Source organism: Dyella choica (assembly GCF_003977665.1).
GTDB lineage: Bacteria > Pseudomonadota > Gammaproteobacteria > Xanthomonadales > Rhodanobacteraceae > Dyella_B > Dyella_B choica.
In genome coordinates this window covers 94538-113600 of sequence record NZ_RYYV01000007.1, presented here as the reverse complement: position 1 = coordinate 113600, position 19063 = coordinate 94538, and the positions used below count along the sequence as shown (strand labels likewise).

Genomic DNA, 19063 nt, shown 5'->3' with positions numbered 1-19063 from the left:
GCCAACGCTGCGTCATGTAGGCGGCGCAGACTTCCGATCGGTCTGCGGAGGCCTTGCACAACGCAGACCGCAATCAGGGGGACTATTTGCGCAGGCCTGCGCCACAGGCCGGCAGGAGACACCAGCTATGCCCACCAAGCTTGGCCGTACCCGGTTGAAACCTTTTTTATTCGGCGCGCTCATCACCAGTCTCGTAGGGGTGGCGAACGCACAGAATACCGATGCATCCAATGACGCAAAATTTCGCGCCAGCGTACCCGCCACCGCTAGCAAACCCGTAAACGGCCAGCCCGGTGGCCCGGTCACCCTCTACAGCCCGGATCTCGAGCAGGACGCGAGCACCCGCACCCGCACTCCGATCAAGCACGTGATCCTGCTGATCGGCGAAAACCGCACCTTCGATCACGTGTACGGCACTTACACCCCGCCGCACGGGCAAACCGTCGACAATCTGCTGTCCAAGGGCATCGTCAATGTCGACGGCACGCCCGGCCCACACGTGGACCTGGCTCAGCAATGGCAGGCCACCCAATCCGGTGACTTTGAACTGGCGCCCAAGCGGACCAGCGCCTACACCAACCTTCCGTCGATCAACACCGGCGGCGCACCCACCCAGCCCTATCTTGCTTCGGCCGCCCAGGCCCAGGCGATTGAACCGGGCTTGCCGACGAACTATTACCCCTATCTGGCCGAAGGCGGCACGGGACTGCCTAACGGCGTGGTCGATACGCGCTTCCCGACCACGTTGCCGAATGCGCCGGTCGATATGCATGCCTCGATCAGCTACAACGACTACGCCAGCAGTCCGGTGCACCGCTTCTTCCAGATGTGGCAGCAGCTGGATTGCGACGCGAGCCACGCCACGCGGAAAAACCCCAGCGGCTGCCTCGCCGACCTGTTCCCGTGGGTGGAAGTGACCCTGGGTGCCGGCAACAACGGCAAGCAACAGCCGGCCAACTTCACCGACCAGAGCACGCATGAAGGCTCTACCGCCATGCAGTTCCTCAACATGGCCCAGGGCGATGCGCCGTACTTCAAGCAGCTGGCCGAGGAATATGCGCTCAGCGACAACTTCCACCAGTCGGTGATGGGCGGCACGGGCGCCAACCACATCATGCTGGGCTTCGGTGACCTGATCTATTACGCCGATGCCAACGGCGAACCGGCGGTACCGCCGTCCAACCAGGTGGAAAACCCGAATTCCCAAGCGGGCACCAACGATTGGTGGGTGCAGGATGGCTACAGCGGCGGTTCCTATGTGAATTGTTCGGACGACGGGCAACCGGGCGTTGCCGCGGTGCGCAAATACCTTAAGAGCCTGCCGTACCACGCCTTCCGCCATGGCGACTGCAAGAAGGGTGCGTACTACCTGGTGAACAACTACAACCCCGGTTACCTGGGCGATGGCACGCCTGCACCGCTGGGCGCCAGCCAGTTCACCCTTCCGCCGACCCGCCAGCAAAACCTCGGCCTGCTGCTGACGCGCCGTCACGTGAGCTGGAAGTACTACGGTGAAGGCTGGGACGCCGGCAAGGAAGACGGCGAAGCCGGCACCTTCTGCAACATCTGCGATCCCTTCCTGTACTCCATGCAGATCATGACCAACCCGGCCCTGCGCGCGCACAACCAGGATCTCAACAACCTCTACAGCGACATCCAGAACGGCACCCTGCCGGCGGTTTCCATCGCCAAGCCGGACGGACTGCTGGACGGCCATCCGTCCTCGTCCAAGCTGGAGCTGTTCGAGGGCTATGCGAAGAAAATCATCGACATGGTGAAGGCCAATCCGAAGCTGTGGGACAACACCGCGGTGATGATCACCTTCGATGAAGGCGGCGGCTACTACGACTCCGGCTACGTGCAGCCGGTCGACTTCTTCGGCGACGGCACGCGCATTCCGCTGCTGGTGGTGTCGAAGTACTCCAAAGGCGGCCGCGTGGTGCACACGTACTACGATCACGTGTCGTTCGACAAATTCGTGGAAGCGAACTGGGACCTGGACGAAACCATCTCCCACCGCAGCCGTGACAACCTGCCGAACCCGATCGCGCTGCCGAACAACCCGTATGTACCGGTCAATGCACCGGCCATCGGCGACTTGATGGACATGTTCCGTTTCCATCGCCATGGGGGCGAGGACGGCGACGACAACGCGCAAAACTGAGCGGACTCCCGCACTGTGGTGCCCTCCCCTGCTTGCGGGGGAGGGCAACGCAAGCGAAGCTTGCGTCCGCAAGCTGTAACAAAACACCTATCAAATAGAGCCTTCCGCCCCCCGCGATCCGAACGATGAGCCTGCTAGCCCGTTCTACCGGTTATCTGAGCCGCTGGTCCAACCCCATCGCCGCCCTGATGCTGATCGGCGCATCCGGCACTCTCAGCAGCAGTGCGCATGCCGATCCTGCCGACTTCCAGGCCATGCCCGGCCTATGGAAGATCACCCTGCACACCCTCAAGGATGGGCAGCGACAGGTGAAATGGAAATGCTTCTACGACGGCGCGGATCCGTGGACAAGCTTTGCGAACACCGCCGAGCCGGACGAAAACTGCCAACGCAGCGATGAGCATCGCACCAGCACGGCGCTGGCATGGCAGCTCAGCTGTGATGCACACAAAGGCACCGCGCGCATACAGCTGGACTCGGCCCAACATTTCGCAGGCACGCTGATGCTGGATGGCCAGCCGGCACTGGAGATCGAAGGCCAGCGCCTTGCAGCGTGCACCGGACCTGCCGACTGATTCCAGCCCACCGGGCATACTCCCGTTCAAAAGGTTAGGCGGGGACCAAAATCCCTGCACTTTCGGATTTGTTTTATAGCTGGGCCGGTCCCCCTGGCCTACGCTTTCATCCGAGCGAAAGCAGCTCCCCCGACCTGCTGACCAAACCCGACAAGAGGAGTGTTGATCGTGGCGTGCACAGATCACGTGGCACACGCATGCTTTTCCATTCGCAACGACCCATCTTCCCTGCGCAATCCATTCAACCCGCGCCACCTTTCCGTAGAGCGGGACCTGGAGAAGCTGACCAGTTACGCCGCGAAACTCGCCGGCATTTCATGGGCCACCCATGTCGTCGGTACTCTGCTGGAACGCAGTGAAACCCTCAAGCAGCCCAAGCTATCGGACTTGCACGGCACGACCGTTTCCTGGCCGCTCAATCCCGTGCAAACCACCGCCTTGCATGCGGCCGTGTATTTCCTGCAGCAATACGCGGATACGCTCAAGCCTGAGCCGAGCGGATGAGCCGTCCTTGTTTCGCAAAGTCTCATGGTGTCGGTCTGTTTGAGGAACGGTGGGCTGCTTTATGGCAAGCACATACTTCTTTGCTTTGTGTATGGACTAGGCTTATGCCGTTCTAGGATTCAGACCCTCTCGCGAGTTTTTCGCCGACTGGCTTGTGCGCTGTTGGCTGATGCCAATGTCCGGGATGGAAAGCAATGTGGACCCATGTCCTGTCTGCGCCATCCAGTGATCGCTGCAGCAACGGAAGGTTTGCGGCATTGCGCTTCCCGCTGCTGGGTTGCCTTCCCAGCCTGCAGCCTGCGTGGGGATGCACATCACTACCCAATCGGCCGCGATTCCAGCAACGGATCCGATCGAACCCGTACCGCCTTCAAGGATCGTCTTTCACGTTTCCACGACGTCGGCAACTTCAAGTTACCGCGCGATAGGCCGTGGGAGGCCGTCCGGGCCGGAACCAACCGGACAACGTGCGCGGGCGCAATGCTTGCGTGAGGTGAGGATGACCAACAGAGGGGAAACAAGGCATGTACTTCGTCAAAGGCGTAATAGCCGGTACCGTGGCGGGATTAGCAATGATGACGGCTGTTGCCAATGCAGGGACCTTCCCGGATTTCGGCTACAAGCCGCCGGCGCCGTATACAGGGCCGTATTTTCATTTGAGCCAGAATTATCCGGCGGTCCTACCGAAAGGGCCCCTGCCGGCTTTCTTCAAGCTGCTGCCCGCCAAGTTCAGCAACGACTTCGAGCAATGGCGTCCGTACGCGGAAGCCGTGAAAAAGTATTGCCTGGAAGGCAATGTCGACACCGACTGGGACGTGCAGAGGAACAAGGTCCGTCGTTGGTATCACATTCCCTGGCAGCACTATGGACCGTCGGGTCGTGAAGGCATCCATGGGCTCACCAAGGAAGCGCCGATCCAATCCCAGCAGCTTGCTGCCACGCAAACTGCCACGGGCACGACCTATGCCGTCGGCATCTACAACGACATCGGCGGCTACACCATCGGCCAGGTATGGAAGAACCCGCAGGATCCTGATCCCAGTGTTACCTCCAAGCCGAACAGCTTTCACGACGGTACGGTGGTGTGCAAACCCCTGTTTGCCGACATCGACCTGAAGCAGGTGCCGTTCCTGGTCAATCCGGTGTTGTGGCAGGCCTATGTGACCGACACCTTCAGTTCGGCCAACCGCCAGATCAAGAACGTCGCCCTGATCCAGATGGATTTCGCCGTGCGTGACAGCCGTGTCCCGGGCACCGGCTGGATCTTCGGCACGTTCCAGTACAACGGCACGGTCACCGGCAAGTCAGGCTGGGGCAACCTGGTGCCGGTCGGTGTGATGTGGGGCAACGATCCGAAAAACAACAAGGACGACTACACCAACAAGCAGCCCACCGTCACCAAGATCAATCCGGCGATCATGGAATCGGCCATCAACGCCAAACCCGAACTGCCGCCCACGCATCTGGGCTGGAATGGACGCCTGAACGGTCCGGTGGACAACCCGGTAAGTGCTTGCCTGAGCTGTCACATGACTGCTGAAAGTCCGCAGCTATCGCCGATGAACCCCACCTTCCTGTCGCCCGCCAGGATTCCACCGGTGGGATCGGACCGCTGGATGCGCTGGTTCCAGAACATAGAGGCCGGCGTTCCCCTTGATGCCGGGGCGCTCAGCACCGATTACAGCCTGCAGCTCGCCCAGGGCATCGCCAACTTCTACGACTGGAAATGCAATGAAGGCGGTGTTTTCATCGATGGCGGCGGCAATGCCTGCGTGAAGGCCAGCAGGCTCCATCTCAAACTGATGAAGTCGGCCACGCCGCCGCCGGAAGTGTTCAAGGTGGAACGCGATCCGGCGATCAACGAGTTGCATTGACGGCCCGTTTTGCAGGGGCACGAACCGGGCTGATGGTTAGCCCGGTTCGTGCGCAGCCTGCAAACCCCTATGGCATGCGTCGTCTAGCTCTTAGGCCGAGATGACTATCCTCGTAGCGCACGACACAGCAATGCCGGGTTTCGCAACGTAAGCGTACGGATCGTATTAACTACTCAAACCACTGCATGGAGCTTTTACGTGAGCGGCATCTACATACATTCCACCAATGCGCTGATGCCGATTCTTGAATCCGGCATTTTTCTCGGCAGCAGCAAAAGCTCTGCCAAACTGGGTCCCGACGCACCCAAGCAAAATCCAACCACGCTCTTCATCGAATGGATGGTAGGGAGGGTCGAAGAGTCAGTGACGCGCTTCAGATTGGACAGGGGGGGGACGCGTGGCATTCTTGTCTTCAAGGATCCTAAAAACCAGCTGGACAAGAGCAGGAAGTATCCTGCGCTGAAGGGCGAGAACCTCAAGTTGTCCCAATTGTCGCTGCGCGCAGTGATTGCCTCGCAAGAAGACCTGGGATTGACGGGTGATGGCGATGAGGTGGAGTTTTACGTGAAAGCCGTTACGCCAATGATCAAAGCCTACAAAGGGAACCCCTTCGGCTTCTATGCCAGGCCGTTCAATGATGCCGTGTTCGCGAACTCGATCAACGCTGTCTTGCGCGAGGCCCTGGCCCATGGCTGCTTCACCTGACGACGCCGTGGCGACACAGCCTTGCTAGTCATTTCGTGGAGCGATCACTGCTGTGGGGAAAACACGCGCTACTCAAATAAGCATTCGCTTCCCATGGTGAAGAAACATGAGTCTCAGGACCGGGCTGGCGAGCAGCCTGGTCCGTGAACTTTTCCTCGGTGATGCCCCGCCAGCCCGTTAGGGAACCTCTGAATAAGTTCAGAGGTTCCGCGGGCCAAGGAAGGCCCGCCGCAAATCAGGCGCGTAAGCGCTTGATTTGGCATCCTTAGGTTTTGGGAACTGCCACCATGGTTATGGTGTAGCTATCGCCAGTCGGGTGCTTGAGCTTCAACGTCAAGGCCTGGCCAGCATCTTTGTGCATGGTCGACCGCATGCCGAACGCACTCGCTCCGGCGATGGTCTTGCCATCGGCCTCGACGACTTCATCCCCGACTTTGATGCCGGCCTTATCGGCCGGAAGCCCGGGTTGCAGATCGCTCACCACGACGCTCTTCAGTTTAGGATTGAGCATGAAGCCCTCGGTTTCCACCTTGAATCCGATGCCAAACTGTCCTGGCTGACCGGCTGCGGATACTCCCAGGCAGGTGAACATCAGGAGCATGAACACCCATGTGCGGACGGCAGGGGCTGATGGGGGCTTATGCATTTCTGGCGAATCTCCGTGTCAGGAACTCTATTTGCAGATCTGTTTCGTACGTAGGCTTGAATGACAATCCCACCATCGCCGTCCCAGCTTACGCTGCGTCAGACGCGCGCGCAGTAGGCACTCACCCAACCCTCTCCGCTTCAGGTACGGCAATCGGCTTGCCCAATTGCCGCGACCTGCGCTTCTCCTCGCGCCGCGCCTTGCGTATCGCCTTGCGCACACGGCGATCATGCTGCCATAGGTAGATGGCCGGCGTGCTGAGCAGGGTCAGCAGCTGCGACACAAACAAGCCGCCAAGTATGGCAATACCCAACGGCTGGCGCATTTCCGAACCGATACCGAAGCCAATGGCCAAGGGCAACGCCGCGCCCATCGCTACCAGCGTAGTCATGGTGATGGGGCGAAAACGTACCAGCGCGGCTTCGCGGATCGCCTCCGGCGGTGTGAGGCCGCCTTCGCGCTCGGCGACCAGTGCAAAGTCCACCATCAGGATCGCATTCTTCTTCACGATGCCGATCAGCATCAGCACGGCGATCACCGACATCGTGCTGACTTGCGTATGGGTGATCAGCATGGCCAAAAAGGCGCCCATGCCGGCGGCGGGCAGGGTCGAAAGAATGGTCAGCGGATGGATCAGGCTTTCGTAGAGGATGCCCAGCACTATATACATCGCCAGGATCACGGCCAGGAACAGGATCGCCGCGTTGGTGGCCGCCTCCACCAGCTTCTCGTTGTCGCCGGTGTATTGCTTGACCACGCCGGGCGGCAGTTGTGCGGCGAACATGGCCTGGTCGATGTACTTCAGGCCGTCGGTCTGGCTGATGCCTTCGGCCAGGTTGTAATTGATCGTTGCCGATTCCAGCTGGTTGTAGTGCTGCACGTCGATAGGCTCGATCCGTGGACGGATGCGCGCCAGGGCCGACAATGGCACCATCTTGTTGCGGTCATTGCGCACGTATACGTTGAGCAGCGTGGCGGGGCTGAGCGAATGGGCGTTGTCGGCGATCAGGATCACCTGGTACTGGTTGATGTCGGAGTAGATCACCGACGCCGGTGTCTGTCCGAAGGCATCGGCCAGGGCCTGGTCGATCTGTCCGATGCTCACCTGCAATCGTGCGGCTGCATTGCGGTCGATCTCAAGCAATTGTTGCTTGCCGATGCTGTCGAAGGTGGTGCTGACGTCCTTGAATTGCTTCATCTTGCGCATCATCTGCGCCATCCGCAGAGTGGGTTGCTGCAGGGGTTGGCTGGTGGTGCTGGTAAGTGCGAAGGCGTATTTTCCTTTCGCCTCGCTGCCGCCGCTGTCGGTGAAAAAGCCCAGGCTGGTGACCGCGACGTTCACGTCGGTCAGCTTTTTGTATTGCTCGTTGAGCCGTTTGATCACCTTGTCTGCAGGGTCGCGGCGTTGTCCTGGCCCGTCACCCTGCGGCTTGAGGTCGATGAAGAACGTCGCCTCGTTGCCGACCGCGCCGTTGGTGTTGTTGCCGCCCAGAAAGGAGCCCACGTCAAGCACGGCCGGATCGGCCAGCATCACGGCTTCCACGGCCTGCGTGCGTTGGGCGAGCAGCTCGGGGGAAATGTTCGCGTCAGCCACCACGTTGGCCTGCAGCATGCCGGTATCACCCTCCGGCATCAGCGCGCCGCCGGCGGTCTTCGCCACCGCCACCGCCAGGCCAAACGTCAGCACCAACAAAATCAGCGGCTGCCAGCGCATCATGCGCCGGTGATGCATGGCCCAGTCCAAGGCACGCCGATAAATGCCGAGCAACCAGCGATCCAGGCGTTCCACGGCCGCTTCAAGTTTGCCGGGTGCCGACCGCGTACCCGTTTCTTCTATCAAATAGCGGCCACACAGCGCAGGCGTTAGGGTCAGCGACACTGCGGCGGAAATCACGATGGTGGCGATCAGCGTCACCGAGAATTCGCGCATCAGCATGACCATCTGGTTGTTGCCGAACACCATCGGCGCGAACACGGCCACCAGCGACAGCGTGATCGAGATCACCGTGAAGCCGATCTCGCGTACACCGGTCAGCGCGGCGTCCAGCGGCTTGGCGCCCTGCTCCATGTGGCGAAAGATGTTTTCGATCACTACGATGGCGTCGTCCACCACGAAGCCGACGCACAACACCAGGGCGATCAGCGACAGCATGTTGAGCGTGAAACCGAGCGAGTACATCAGCACAAAGGCGCCCGCCAACGACAGCGGTACGCTGAACATCGCAATGATGGTGGGACGCAGGCGACGTAGAAATAGCAGCATCACCAGCGCCACCATCACGATGCTGAGCAGCAGGGCCACTTCCACTTCGTGCAAGGCGGACTTGGTGGATTTGGTTAGATCGAAGATCGGCGTGACCTGCACGTCGGCCGGCACCAGCCTTCGCAGCTTCGGCAGCGTGGCGTTGATCTCCTGCACCACTTGTACCGAGTTCGCCTCGGGGCGCTTCATCACCTGCATGATCGCGGCAGGTTGATGGTTGAACCAGGCTGCCTGGGTGGAGTCCGCCTGACCGTTGCTGATGGAGGCCACGTCCGACAGGCGCACGGGAACGCCATTCCGGTTGGCTATGACCAGCGCTGCGAAATCTTGAGCTGTGCGCAGGCCGTCATTGGCCGACACGGTCATTTGCGTCATGCCGTCGCTGAGCACGCCTTGTGGCGAGGCGACGTTGGCCGCGCGCAGTGCGTTGGAAACATCATTCGCGGTCAGGCCTTTGGCGGTCAGCGCCGCGCCATTCAACGACACCCGCACTGCATGCGGCGAGCCGCCGATCAACTGCGCCTGCGCCACACCGGTGATCTGCGCCACCGCAGGGCGCATCAGCGTATCGGCCAGATCGTAGAGCTTGTCCGGCGGCATGCTGGTGGACGTCATCGCGATCAGCAGCACAGGAATCTGCGACGTATCCGCCTTGAAGTATTGCGGTGGGAACAGCGCCATCTCCGGCGGCAGGTCCGGACCGGCCGCATTGAGGGCGGCCTGCACGTCGCGGGCCGCCTGGTCCGCGCTGCGCGACATCTCGAACTGGATCTGGATCAGCATCCCGCCCGCATTCGAGTCCGAGGTCATGCGCTGGATGCCGGGGATGCGCGCAAGCTGGCGTTCCAGTGGCGCTGTCACGGTCGAAGCCACTGTCTGCGCGCTGGCGCCGGGGAAAAAGGCAGTCACTGCCACGGCAGGGAATTGCAGGGACGGGAAGGCAGCGATGCCCAGCACCAGGTAGGCGCAAAAGCCCGCCAGCACCAGCCCGATCGCCAGCAGCGACGTGCCGATGGGACGACGGATGATCGGCTCGAACAGGTTCATGCCGGCGTCTGTATCCGTGCGCACGAGACGTCCATGTACAAGCCGCGTGAACGGCTATGGTGCGAATGATAGGTATCCATGCCTATTTCATACACTGATGCGTCATCGTGCAAATGTGCTTGAAGTAGGGCCGTGCCGGAAGGCATGGCAAGCCTTTTGGCAGACGGTAGCTGGGATGACGATCCCCGCCTTCCTTATGGCTCACGCACGCTGGGATTGCCGTCCCAGCCTACGCCGCCGCTAGACCCCGCCGTCATTCCGGCGCAGGCCGGAATCCAGTCTCAATATGCGTCCGCAGGACACAAAACCGGGCTCTGAGTGCTTCGCACGGCGTATTGAAACTGGATTCCGGCCTGCGCCGGAATGACGATGAGGCAAGACTGGTGCGCTTGCCTCGTCACTCAACCTCGATCGCCGGCGACTGCGACCCCAATTCGCGCAGCCGCCGCTTCTCCGCGCGCCGCTCCTTGCGCGCCGCCTTGCGCAGGCCATAGTCATACGACCACAAATAAATGGCAGGCGTACTCAGCAGCGTCAGCAACTGCGATACCAGCAATCCGCCAACGATCGCGATGCCCAGCGGCTGGCGCATCTCCGAGCCGATGCCGAAGCCGATCGCCAGCGGCAACGCCGCGCCCATTGCCACCAGCGTGGTCATGGTGATGGGGCGGAATCGTACCAAGGCCGCCTGGCGAATCGCGTCCGGCGGCGCCAGGCCACGTTCGCGTTGTGCCACCAGGGCGAAGTCCACCATCAGGATCGCGTTCTTCTTCACGATGCCGATCAACATCAGCACCGCGATGATCGCCATCAGTGACAGCGGCGTGTGGGTGACCAGCATGGCCAGGAACGCACCCATGCCCGCCGCCGGCAGGGTGGACAGAATGGTCAGCGGATGGCCCAGGCTCTCGTATAGGATGCCCAGCACAATGTACATGGCAACGATAGCCGCGAGCAGCAGAATGCCGCCATTCGATTGCGCCTCCTGCAATCGCTGGTTGGCGCCGGTGAAATCCAGCCGCGCCCCCGGCGGCATGTGTATCGCGAGCGACGCCTGCTTTACCAGTTCGATGCCCTCGTTTTGCTGCACCTTGGGCTTGAGGTTGTAGTTGATGGTGGAGACCTGTTGCTGGTCGTGGTGGCGGATGCCGAGCGGGCTCATGTCCGGCAGAATCGTGGCCAACGCGGACAGCGGAATCATCTGGCCCTTGCTGTTGCGGATATACAGGTTGAGCAGCGCTGCGGCGCTCATCGACTCGGAGCTGGAGGAAGTCAGCACCACGCGGTACTGGTTGATGTCCGAATAAATCACCGAGACCTGGTTCTGGCCGAACGAATTGAGCAGCACCGAATCGATGTCGCCGAGATTGACCAGCAGCCGGCCGGCCTTCTCGCGGTCGATCGTGATCTGCTGCTGCTTGCCCACCAGGTCGAAATTGCTGCTCACGTCGGTGAGCTCGGGAATGCTGCGCAGCTTGCGCACCATCTGCAACGTGACCGGCTGCAGGTCCTGGCCGCCGCTGGTATCGAGGATCTGGAATTCGTATTGCCCCGCGTTGTCGCCGGCGCCGCCGCCGTTGAAGAACTGGATCGGATTGAACGTCACCTTCAGGCCGGCGAGCGGCTCGAACTTCTTCTGCAGCCGTTCGATCACCTGCTTGATGTCTTCCATGCGCTGGCCCGGACCGTTGCCGCGCGGCTTGAGATCCGCATACATCGACGCGGCATTGCCCACGGCGCCGCCGCCATTGTTCTCGGCACCCAGAATGGTCAGCACGTCGAGGGTGGCAGGGTCGTCCTGCAGAACCTTGTTGGCTTGTTGCACGCGTGCGGCAAGCATCGTAGGTGAGATGTTGGCATCGGCGCGCAGCATGACGGCGAGCTGGCCGGTATCCTGGTCCGGCATGAAAGTCGCGCCCGCGGTTTTCGCCGTGACAAAACCGAGCAACGCGGTAAGAAGGAGCAAGGTGAGCGGCTGCCAGCGCATCAGCCGGCGATGCCGCATGGCCCAGTCCAGGGCCTGTTCGTAATGGCTGTGCAGCCAGCGATCGAAACGCTGCAAGGCTAGTTCGATACGCGACGGCGCTGCGCTCAAGGCGGCTTCCGGTTGCAGGAAACGGCCGCACAGCGCGGGCGTGAGCGTCAACGACACGATCGCGGAAATCACCACGGCCGCCGTGAGCGTGACCGAAAATTCGCGCAGCAGCATGATCAGCATGTTGTTGCCGAACAGCAGCGGCGCGAACACCGCGATCAGCGACAAGGTGATCGAGATCACCGTGAAACCGATCTCGCTCACACCGCGCAGCGAGGCCTCCAGCGGCGCCTCGCCATGCTCCATGTGGCGGAAGATGTTCTCGATCACCACGATGGCGTCGTCCACCACGAAACCGATACACAACACCAACGCCACCAGCGAAAGCGTATTGAGCGTGTAGCCCAGCGACCACATCACCACGAAGGCGCCGGCCAACGACAGCGGCACGCTGAGCGCGGCGATCAGGGTGGGGCGCAGCCGGCGCAGGAACACCAGCATTACCAGCGACACCAGCACGATACTGATCAGCAGCGCCACCTCCACTTCGTGCAGCGCGCCCTTGGTGCTTTCGGTGAAGTCGAAGATCGGCGTCAACTGGACGTCGGCCGGCAACAGCCGGCGCAGTTCAGGCAGCTTGGCGCGGATCGCTTCGGCGGTGGCGACGGCATTGGCTTCCGGCCGCTTGTTGATCTCCAGACCCACGGTGCGTGTGCCGTTGAACCAGGCGGCCTGGTATTTGTCCTGTTCGCCACCGCCGACGGCAGCCACATCGGACAGATACACCGGCACGCCCTTATGGTTGGCAATCACCAGCCTGGCGAAATCGTCCGGCGTGTGCAGCGCATCAGTGGCTGTCACCGTCATTTGCGTCCGGCCGTCGCTCAGAATGCCCTGCGGCGAGGTGACATTGGCGGCGCGCAGCGTATTGCGTATGTCGTTAGCGGTCAGCCCCTTGGCGGACAGCGCGGCGATGTTCACATCCACCCGTACCGCGTGCGGCGTGCCGCCGAACAATTGCACGCGCGCCACCCCCGGAACTTGCGAAAGGGCCGGGCTGATCAGGGTATCAGTGAGATCGTAGAGCTTGTCCGGCGGCATGCTGCTGGAGGTCAGCGCCACGTGCAGGATGGGAATCTGCGAGGTGTCGAACTTGAAGTACTGCGGCGGGCTCGGCAGCGATGTGGGCAGGTCGGGCTGGGCGGCGTTGATCGCGGTCTGTACGTCTGTGGCGATCTTGTCGACGTTACGTCCGAAATCGAAGCGCACCATCACCGTGGCGCTGCCCTGGTTGGCGTTGCCGTACATCTCCTGCACGCCCGGGATGCGGCCCAGGTGGCGCTCCAATGGCGCCAGCACCGTGTTGGCCATTGTCTGCGCACTGGCGCCTGGCTGGGCGACGGTCACGAACACGCCGGGAAAATCGAGCGTGGGCAGCGCCGCGACGCCCAGCATCAGATAGGCGCAGAAACCCGCCAGCACCAGCCCGATCGCCAGCAGCGAGGTGCCGATGGGCCGGCGCACGATCGGCGCAAAGATATTCATGCCGTCACCCGCATCAGGGCGTCAGGCAAGCGTAAGCCACGGCCGCAGGCATCCCGCGCAGGCCGTGGCGCAAGCAAAAAGAAGGGCGCATTCATGGGCACCTTTATGCCTTGGGGGCCAGAAGGGTAAATGTGCCTGAAGTCGGGCCGTGCCGGAAGGCATGGAACGCTGGGTTGTGTGAATCTCACAGGTAATGGAAACGAAACCCTTCTCAAGCGTGCCTCCTTGCGCGGAAATACCGTCGACTGGATGCCTTTCTTCCGCTCGTTCAGGCTCGGAGCGTCGTTGTAGGCCGGATGTATTCCCAACGTCACATTAAATCGTGACGACGCGGGGATCGGCATCCCAGCATCGGCGAACGACGAGGGCCTTGCCCCTCTGGCTGCATCATGCACCTTTCCATAATCCGTTGAAACAATTTCTTCGAAGGCGAAATTATTTGAGTAACAGGTTCAAATTATCTTGATCCGGCCTGGAACTGACGCACAGTGTCAGAGCTGGCAGGTAACTTGGCTGAACTCAACGAGGGATCAAGGCGGCTGTATGGCAAGGAAGCAACGATCTCCCTTCATGTCGGCTGAGTTAGCGCAGGTCAGCGCATTTCAAGTTCAAAGGAGTTGGACCTATTCAATATGGGATCGAGCCCAAGAGAGTCAGCTACAAAACGAGGATTTATAATGATATTTGTCAGATCTGCGACCATTTTCGCCGGGTTATGCGCGCTATTCGCGTCTGATTACGCCTTTGCTGGGTGGGAATGTCGAAATAAAGATAGTTTTGAAGGTGGCCGTCGACATGTATACGGTCTGGGGTTTGGCGTGGCTGATTATCAACCAAGGATTCAATTTGACGACCAGAAATACGGAGATTGGTCGAAGCTATCAAGCGCCCATGGTGTAGATACGCCACGCGGGATGGTCATGCTAGCCATTGCATTAACAGCGTATTCAACTCAAGCACAGGTCAGGACACGATGTGGTGTTTTTTTTAATTCTTCAGACGGCAGAAATTATTACGCTGATATTCAAGGTTTCACGATTACCGACGATGGCGGTATTCCAGACAATTGAGGCGGAGGGCGAGTGTAAGTTATCGCACCGCATCAGCCGCTGAAGCACAAAGTGACACGATCGATAGTGACTCGTAAGTAAATGCGGCGATTGATGTCGGCCATATCAACCATGCAGGGCCTTGGCGTAACAAGCCTTATAGAAAATTTAATGGACCAAGGAACGCGGCGGAAATGGGTGGTGTGGACCCAGTATCGGTAAATTGACGCGAACGGCTTCAAAGCGCGTAAGTTACTGCAGAACCTGACGGTGTTCTAGCCTAGACAGCCATGCGCTGATCGATGCATACCGAGTTCAAAGTGCAAGGTCGTTGGAGATTTTTCATGGCGGCGAAAGGCAATGGAATCCATTTCATCACTAAGAGCCACTAGGAATGTCTCAAGGGGATGTCTCAAGCCGTCATTCCGGCGGAGGCCGGAATCCATGGCGCACACAAAGTGTGGATTGACCAGCTTCGCTGTTGTGAAGCGTCTCGGCCTTCACCGGAATGACGGTGTCGCTAGTGCAGGTTTTGTTAGTGGCGCTAAATGGAAAAAACGAGCGTTACAGCGGGAGTAAAAAATGAATACCACGAAGAAAAAGCAAGTGTGGATATTGGTTGTGTTAACCCATGTTTTTTTTTCAAACTACGCTCTTGCTGAGTGGAGCTGTCCAAATAAGGACCAAGAACAAGTTGTAATAGGTGTTGGGTACGACAATAAGTACTACCAACCAAGGATTCACTTTGCAAGCCAACCACCAGGCTATTGGACTTACTTGGCGTACCACTATGGTGTTAGAAGCAATTATGCGAAGTCAATGCTGGCCACCGCGTTGACAGCGTATGTTACGGGCAGAAAAATCAAGGTAGATTGTGTAATTAATTCTGGGGCTTCTGGAGCTCCCACAGTGAATAGCATCTGGATGAGCGATTCGGGTAGCGTGCCACCTAGTTGATGGTAGAACGGTCATTGAATACTTACCATAACCTGGCAAGTTTGGTATGACGCTCATTGAAAAACGGATGTGGCTATCCTTGCGGTGGTATCGGATAACGTAACTTATCCCCAACGAAGCATTGCATTGGCTGATTGAAAAGAAAGCGATAACTTGGTCCTGCATCGATGACTCGGGTACGCGTCCATGGCAGATGAAAGGGCCTAAATTTAAAAAACGTCACGACAGGAAATTATACCTATGAAGCCCTTAAAACCCATTGTGGTATGGGTTGCTTTATCCACACTTCTCGTTTCTGATTTTGCCTTTGCTGGATGGACCTGTCCGGATCAAAGTAAACCCATTTATATAACTGGCCTCCAGTACGACAATAAGAACTACAATCCAAGAATACACTTCAGCAGCCAGAAGCCTGGTGATTGGTCCAATCTTTCATCGAGTTATGGTGTGCAAACTGAGTATGGGAAAGCCATGCTTGCCATCGCTTTGGCAGGATACGCTACCGGGGCGACGGTCAAAGTGCGTTGTGATGGTACTTCTATCGATGGCCTTTGGCTTACTCAGGACGGAAGCACTTCACCTAATTAATGGCCTAGTGGCTATTCATCTTTACGTCCTGAAAAGGCGAGGATCAACTATGAAATGCATGACAAAGGCTACCTGTGCGATGGCGATTGCGATGCTGTGCTTGAATAGCTACGCGGGACCTACTTACTCGGCTTGCGTAGTAGGAACCGACATTGGCGCGAGGGTGGCAGACCGCATCACTTTTCTTGAAGCTGGAACAAATGCAGACAAGACTAAATTCAGGGTCGGCTTCCACGATAAAGATGGACTGGGATATCTTGAGGCTCCCAGCGATCCAGGCTACGGCCTTGATACCCCAAGCGGGCGGATGACGTTTAATCTGCTTAAAGAGGCGGCCAAAGAGGATGAACAAATTATTATTTGGTGTTCTGGCAATGGAGTAACAGGCGCGATGATTGACTATGAAGGCGATAGTCGACCGTTCTGATTCATCCATATCCCCAGATGGTTAGCGCGTAGGTACTTGGATGACAATCCCGGCTTTGCATGTGAGACCCCCATGCCGGATCCCTTCTTGCACGCGCAGAAGGGAACTAAGCCTAAGTTTGCTCAAGGCGTGCACTGCAACGTAAAGCCATGCCCTTCCTAGCTCGTAGTGGTCGCGCCTAAGCATGGGTGCAATACCGGATTTGCAAGTGAGACATCCTGATGCTGGGATTGCCATCCCAGCTACGCGTTACGCGATACGACGCAAATGAAGGGATGAGATATTTACATGGCACTACACACGTGAGTGCCTGCTTTCAGAGTGTGGCTCGAAGATACCAGTGAACAACCCAATGACGATGGCTGCCCGATTCCAGCCATCACGCGAGACCTCTCGAATAGCTCCCAGGTCGAAACCGTGCCCGCGCCGTCTCTGCGTAGCGGAATGCTGGACACGCTGCGTTCTTTATTTTGTGCCTGCCGCCGTGGTCCAAATGACCATGCCTGCGGGTCGCCCTTTACGCCAAACGACGCAAGTTACAGTTGCGCCTATCCGGAACTTGAAACGGTAACGGAACATACCGAGCAATGGCTGGCCGACTACAACCAGGAAATTCCCCATGACAGCCTCGGCGGACTGACGCCTGCCGAGTTTCGAGTTCAAAACGAACCGGCGACCTCTGATTTGATCTGGCACTGAATTACGGGGAGTCGACAGGCGCTCTTCCCGCAAGCGGGAAGGGAATTCAAATGCCTTCGATCAAAGGGCATAGCGCAGTGTCAAATACCAGGTCCGTCCCAGCTGGTTGTAGTAATACACGGTCTCATAGTTGCGATCGAACACGTTCGCCAGTTTCGCTTCCAGCTGCCAGCCGGGTGCGAAGGCATAGCTGGCGCGCAGGTCGGTGGTCGCATAGCCACCCATGCGGCGCGTGTTGGCGATATCGTCGTAACGCTGGCTGGCGGCGAAGAAGCTGGCGCCCAGGTTGAATTGTCCCAGCTTGCGGTCGACGTCGATGCGTGCGGTGCGTTGTGCACGACGCTGCAGCAGCTTGCCGTTGTTGGGGCCGCCGTCATGGTTTTTCGGCTGCATCAGGGTGAGGTAGCTCTCGACGCGCCAATCGTCCAGGTGGAAGCCGAACTGGCCCTCCAGGCCGCGGATGCGTGCGCGGCTCAGGTTTTGCGGCACGTAGTTGTTGTCCAGCACGATCAGGTTGTTGATGGTGGTCTGGTAGGCATTGACGCCCCAATTCCAGTGCTGCAACTGCTGCGTGAGGCCGATCTCCGCGCTGCGTGAAGTTTCCGGCTTCAGATCCGGGTTGGCGGTGGGAATGGCCCCATACGGCGGGAAATACAGGTCGTCGAAGGTTGGTGCATGAAAGGCACTGCCATAGCTCACCGACAGCACCGGGCCGTGCTCGAAGTGGTAGCCCCATGCCGCCGAGCCGGTATTGTGGTTGCCAAACTGGTCGTTGTGGTCGTGGCGTGCCGCCAGCTGAATCTCGTTGCGGCCGAACGTGCCCTGATATTGCACGAACGTACCGGTATCGCCGCGTGAGGTGCGTTCGAAGCGGGTGTCGCTGGCGACGTGTTCCTGCTGGTAGTCCACGCCCACGGTAAGCAGCTGATTCGCGGCCAGTGTGATGTCGTTCTGCCACGAGGCCTGGTTGCGGCGCGAATTGAAATAGCCCGTGGGTATACGAGGGTAGTAATTGCCGATGTAGCTGCCCTGGTAATAGGAAGCCAGATCATCGCGGCTCTGTCCGGCATTGAGCGTGACTTTCCACAGCGACAGCGGCGTGAAGCTCAAGCGCGCGCCGGCTACGTATTGCTCCTCAATGCTGTCGTTGCCCACGTAGGGACTGCCGGCAAATTCTGCGTTGCTCTTGCTGCGCAGCCAGTTGAAGGCCAGTTCAGTGCCGTTGTCCCAGCGATAGCCGAAATTGGCGAAGCCGTTCCAGTTGCGGTAGGTGTCGTTGCGCGGATCGTCCACGTAGCACGCCACCCCCAGTTCCGCCGCGCCCATGCGGCAATTGGGAATGCCGCCGGTGTAGGTGCCGCCAAGGCTGGCGTTGTACCAAAGATGCGCATCGCCGCCGGACACGCCGGCCTGTCCGCTGACGTAACCGTGGCTGCCGCCGGTGACGCTCACCGAAGGCGAAATACCGCCATCGGCCTGACCGTGCTTGGTGAAAACCTGTAGCACGCCGCCGATCGCATCGGAGCCATAAAGGCTGGCGCGCGGCCCGCGCACGAGTTCGATGCGGTCGATGGCCTGCATCGGAATCTGCTCCAGCGCCGGCAGCCCGATGCTCACCGAGCCGATACGCACGCCGTCGATCAGGACCAGCACGTGGGTGGCATTGCTGCCGCGCAGGTACAGCGAGGTTTGCGCGCCGACGCCGCCGGCCTGCCCGATCGATACGCCCGGCAGTCCGGTAAGCAGGTCGGCTATCGACACCGGCTGCAAGCGTTCGATGTCCTCGCGCGTGATCACGCTCACCGACGAAAGCGTCTCATTGGCCGTGACGGCAGTGCGCGTGGCGGTAACGATCACCGGCTCCAGCGTGCCGTTCTGTTCAGCGGTGGATTGGGCGTAAGCAGCCTGTGCGGCCAGTGGAAGCAGCAAAGCAGCTGCCAGCGAAGTTTTCTTCAGCACGATGGATGTTTCCCTGCCGCACGTCC

13 protein-coding genes and 1 pseudogene are annotated in these 19063 nt (G+C 59.4%); 10 read left to right on the top strand and 4 right to left on the bottom strand.

Annotation, left to right across the window (positions count from 1 at the left end; all coding sequences use genetic code 11):
- Window positions 1–127 precede the first annotated feature (127 nt).
- The 5 genes from EKH80_RS11170 (at window position 128) to EKH80_RS11150 (ending at window position 5822) form a co-directional block, all read left to right on the top strand.
- Window positions 128–2164: an alkaline phosphatase family protein gene (locus tag EKH80_RS11170; RefSeq protein WP_126684844.1), complete on the top strand. Its 2037-nt coding sequence runs from the start codon at window positions 128–130 to the stop codon at window positions 2162–2164.
- A 125-nt stretch (window positions 2165–2289) separates the two neighbouring features.
- Complete coding sequence (locus EKH80_RS11165) at window positions 2290–2739, top strand: DUF3617 domain-containing protein (RefSeq protein ID WP_126684843.1); 450 nt, start codon at window positions 2290–2292, stop codon at window positions 2737–2739.
- Between the two features lie 168 nt (window positions 2740–2907).
- Window positions 2908–3243, top strand: coding sequence for a hypothetical protein (locus tag EKH80_RS11160; protein ID WP_126684842.1), 336 nt, complete (start codon window positions 2908–2910; stop codon window positions 3241–3243).
- A gap of 524 nt (window positions 3244–3767) precedes the next feature.
- A complete protein-coding gene (locus tag EKH80_RS11155; RefSeq protein ID WP_126684841.1) occupies window positions 3768–5117 on the top strand; it encodes a hypothetical protein in 1350 nt (449 codons plus the stop codon).
- Between the two features lie 198 nt (window positions 5118–5315).
- On the top strand, window positions 5316–5822 hold the full coding sequence (locus tag EKH80_RS11150) for a hypothetical protein (RefSeq protein ID WP_126684840.1): 507 nt from the start codon (window positions 5316–5318) through the stop codon (window positions 5820–5822).
- Between the two features lie 265 nt (window positions 5823–6087).
- Here the strand turns inward: EKH80_RS11150 and EKH80_RS11145 are convergent, their stop codons facing one another.
- The 3 genes from EKH80_RS11145 to EKH80_RS11135 all read right to left on the bottom strand — a co-directional run bounded on the left by EKH80_RS11145 (window position 6088) and on the right by EKH80_RS11135 (window position 13358).
- Window positions 6088–6423 (bottom strand): PDZ domain-containing protein, encoded by a 336-nt coding sequence (locus EKH80_RS11145; RefSeq protein ID WP_158628823.1) that lies wholly within the window; start codon window positions 6421–6423, stop codon window positions 6088–6090.
- Window positions 6424–6589: 166 nt separating this feature from the next.
- Window positions 6590–9778, bottom strand: coding sequence for an efflux RND transporter permease subunit (locus EKH80_RS11140; protein ID WP_126684995.1), 3189 nt, complete (start codon window positions 9776–9778; stop codon window positions 6590–6592).
- Window positions 9779–10175: 397 nt separating this feature from the next.
- A complete protein-coding gene (locus tag EKH80_RS11135; RefSeq protein ID WP_126684838.1) occupies window positions 10176–13358 on the bottom strand; it encodes an efflux RND transporter permease subunit in 3183 nt (1060 codons plus the stop codon).
- Between the two features lie 677 nt (window positions 13359–14035).
- Here EKH80_RS11135 and EKH80_RS11130 point away from each other — a divergent pair.
- From EKH80_RS11130 to EKH80_RS24445, 5 genes and pseudogenes are all read left to right on the top strand, one after another.
- Window positions 14036–14428, top strand: a complete 393-nt coding sequence (locus tag EKH80_RS11130) for a hypothetical protein (RefSeq protein WP_126684837.1) — start codon at window positions 14036–14038, stop codon at window positions 14426–14428.
- A gap of 561 nt (window positions 14429–14989) precedes the next feature.
- Window positions 14990–15364, top strand: coding sequence for a hypothetical protein (locus tag EKH80_RS11125; RefSeq protein ID WP_126684836.1), 375 nt, complete (start codon window positions 14990–14992; stop codon window positions 15362–15364).
- 240 nt (window positions 15365–15604) lie between these two features.
- Window positions 15605–15952 carry a hypothetical protein gene (locus tag EKH80_RS11120; RefSeq protein WP_126684835.1) on the top strand — a complete coding sequence of 116 codons (348 nt, stop codon included), beginning with the start codon at window positions 15605–15607 and terminating at the stop codon, window positions 15950–15952.
- 49 nt (window positions 15953–16001) lie between these two features.
- On the top strand, window positions 16002–16379 hold the full coding sequence (locus tag EKH80_RS11115; protein ID WP_126684834.1) for a hypothetical protein: 378 nt from the start codon (window positions 16002–16004) through the stop codon (window positions 16377–16379).
- A gap of 558 nt (window positions 16380–16937) precedes the next feature.
- Window positions 16938–17078, top strand: a pseudogene (locus tag EKH80_RS24445) (integrase core domain-containing protein); the annotation flags it as partial.
- Window positions 17079–17138: 60 nt separating this feature from the next.
- Here the strand turns inward: EKH80_RS24445 and EKH80_RS11105 are convergent.
- Complete coding sequence (locus tag EKH80_RS11105; RefSeq protein ID WP_329955479.1) at window positions 17139–19037, bottom strand: TonB-dependent receptor domain-containing protein; 1899 nt, start codon at window positions 19035–19037, stop codon at window positions 17139–17141.
- Window positions 19038–19063 lie beyond the last annotated feature (26 nt).

Coding starts and splice junctions, on each gene's coding strand:
- EKH80_RS11130 (WP_126684837.1), top strand. CDS start 14,036: ATGATATTTGTCAGATCTGCGACCATTTTCGCCGGGTTATGCGCGCTA.
- EKH80_RS11155 (WP_126684841.1), top strand. CDS start 3,768: ATGTACTTCGTCAAAGGCGTAATAGCCGGTACCGTGGCGGGATTAGCA.
- EKH80_RS11120 (WP_126684835.1), top strand. CDS start 15,605: ATGAAGCCCTTAAAACCCATTGTGGTATGGGTTGCTTTATCCACACTT.
- EKH80_RS11170 (WP_126684844.1), top strand. CDS start 128: ATGCCCACCAAGCTTGGCCGTACCCGGTTGAAACCTTTTTTATTCGGC.
- EKH80_RS11165 (WP_126684843.1), top strand. CDS start 2,290: ATGAGCCTGCTAGCCCGTTCTACCGGTTATCTGAGCCGCTGGTCCAAC.
- EKH80_RS11140 (WP_126684995.1), bottom strand. CDS start 9,778: ATGAACCTGTTCGAGCCGATCATCCGTCGTCCCATCGGCACGTCGCTG.
- EKH80_RS11115 (WP_126684834.1), top strand. CDS start 16,002: ATGAAATGCATGACAAAGGCTACCTGTGCGATGGCGATTGCGATGCTG.
- EKH80_RS11135 (WP_126684838.1), bottom strand. CDS start 13,358: ATGAATATCTTTGCGCCGATCGTGCGCCGGCCCATCGGCACCTCGCTG.
- EKH80_RS11145 (WP_158628823.1), bottom strand. CDS start 6,423: ATGCTCCTGATGTTCACCTGCCTGGGAGTATCCGCAGCCGGTCAGCCA.
- EKH80_RS11125 (WP_126684836.1), top strand. CDS start 14,990: ATGAATACCACGAAGAAAAAGCAAGTGTGGATATTGGTTGTGTTAACC.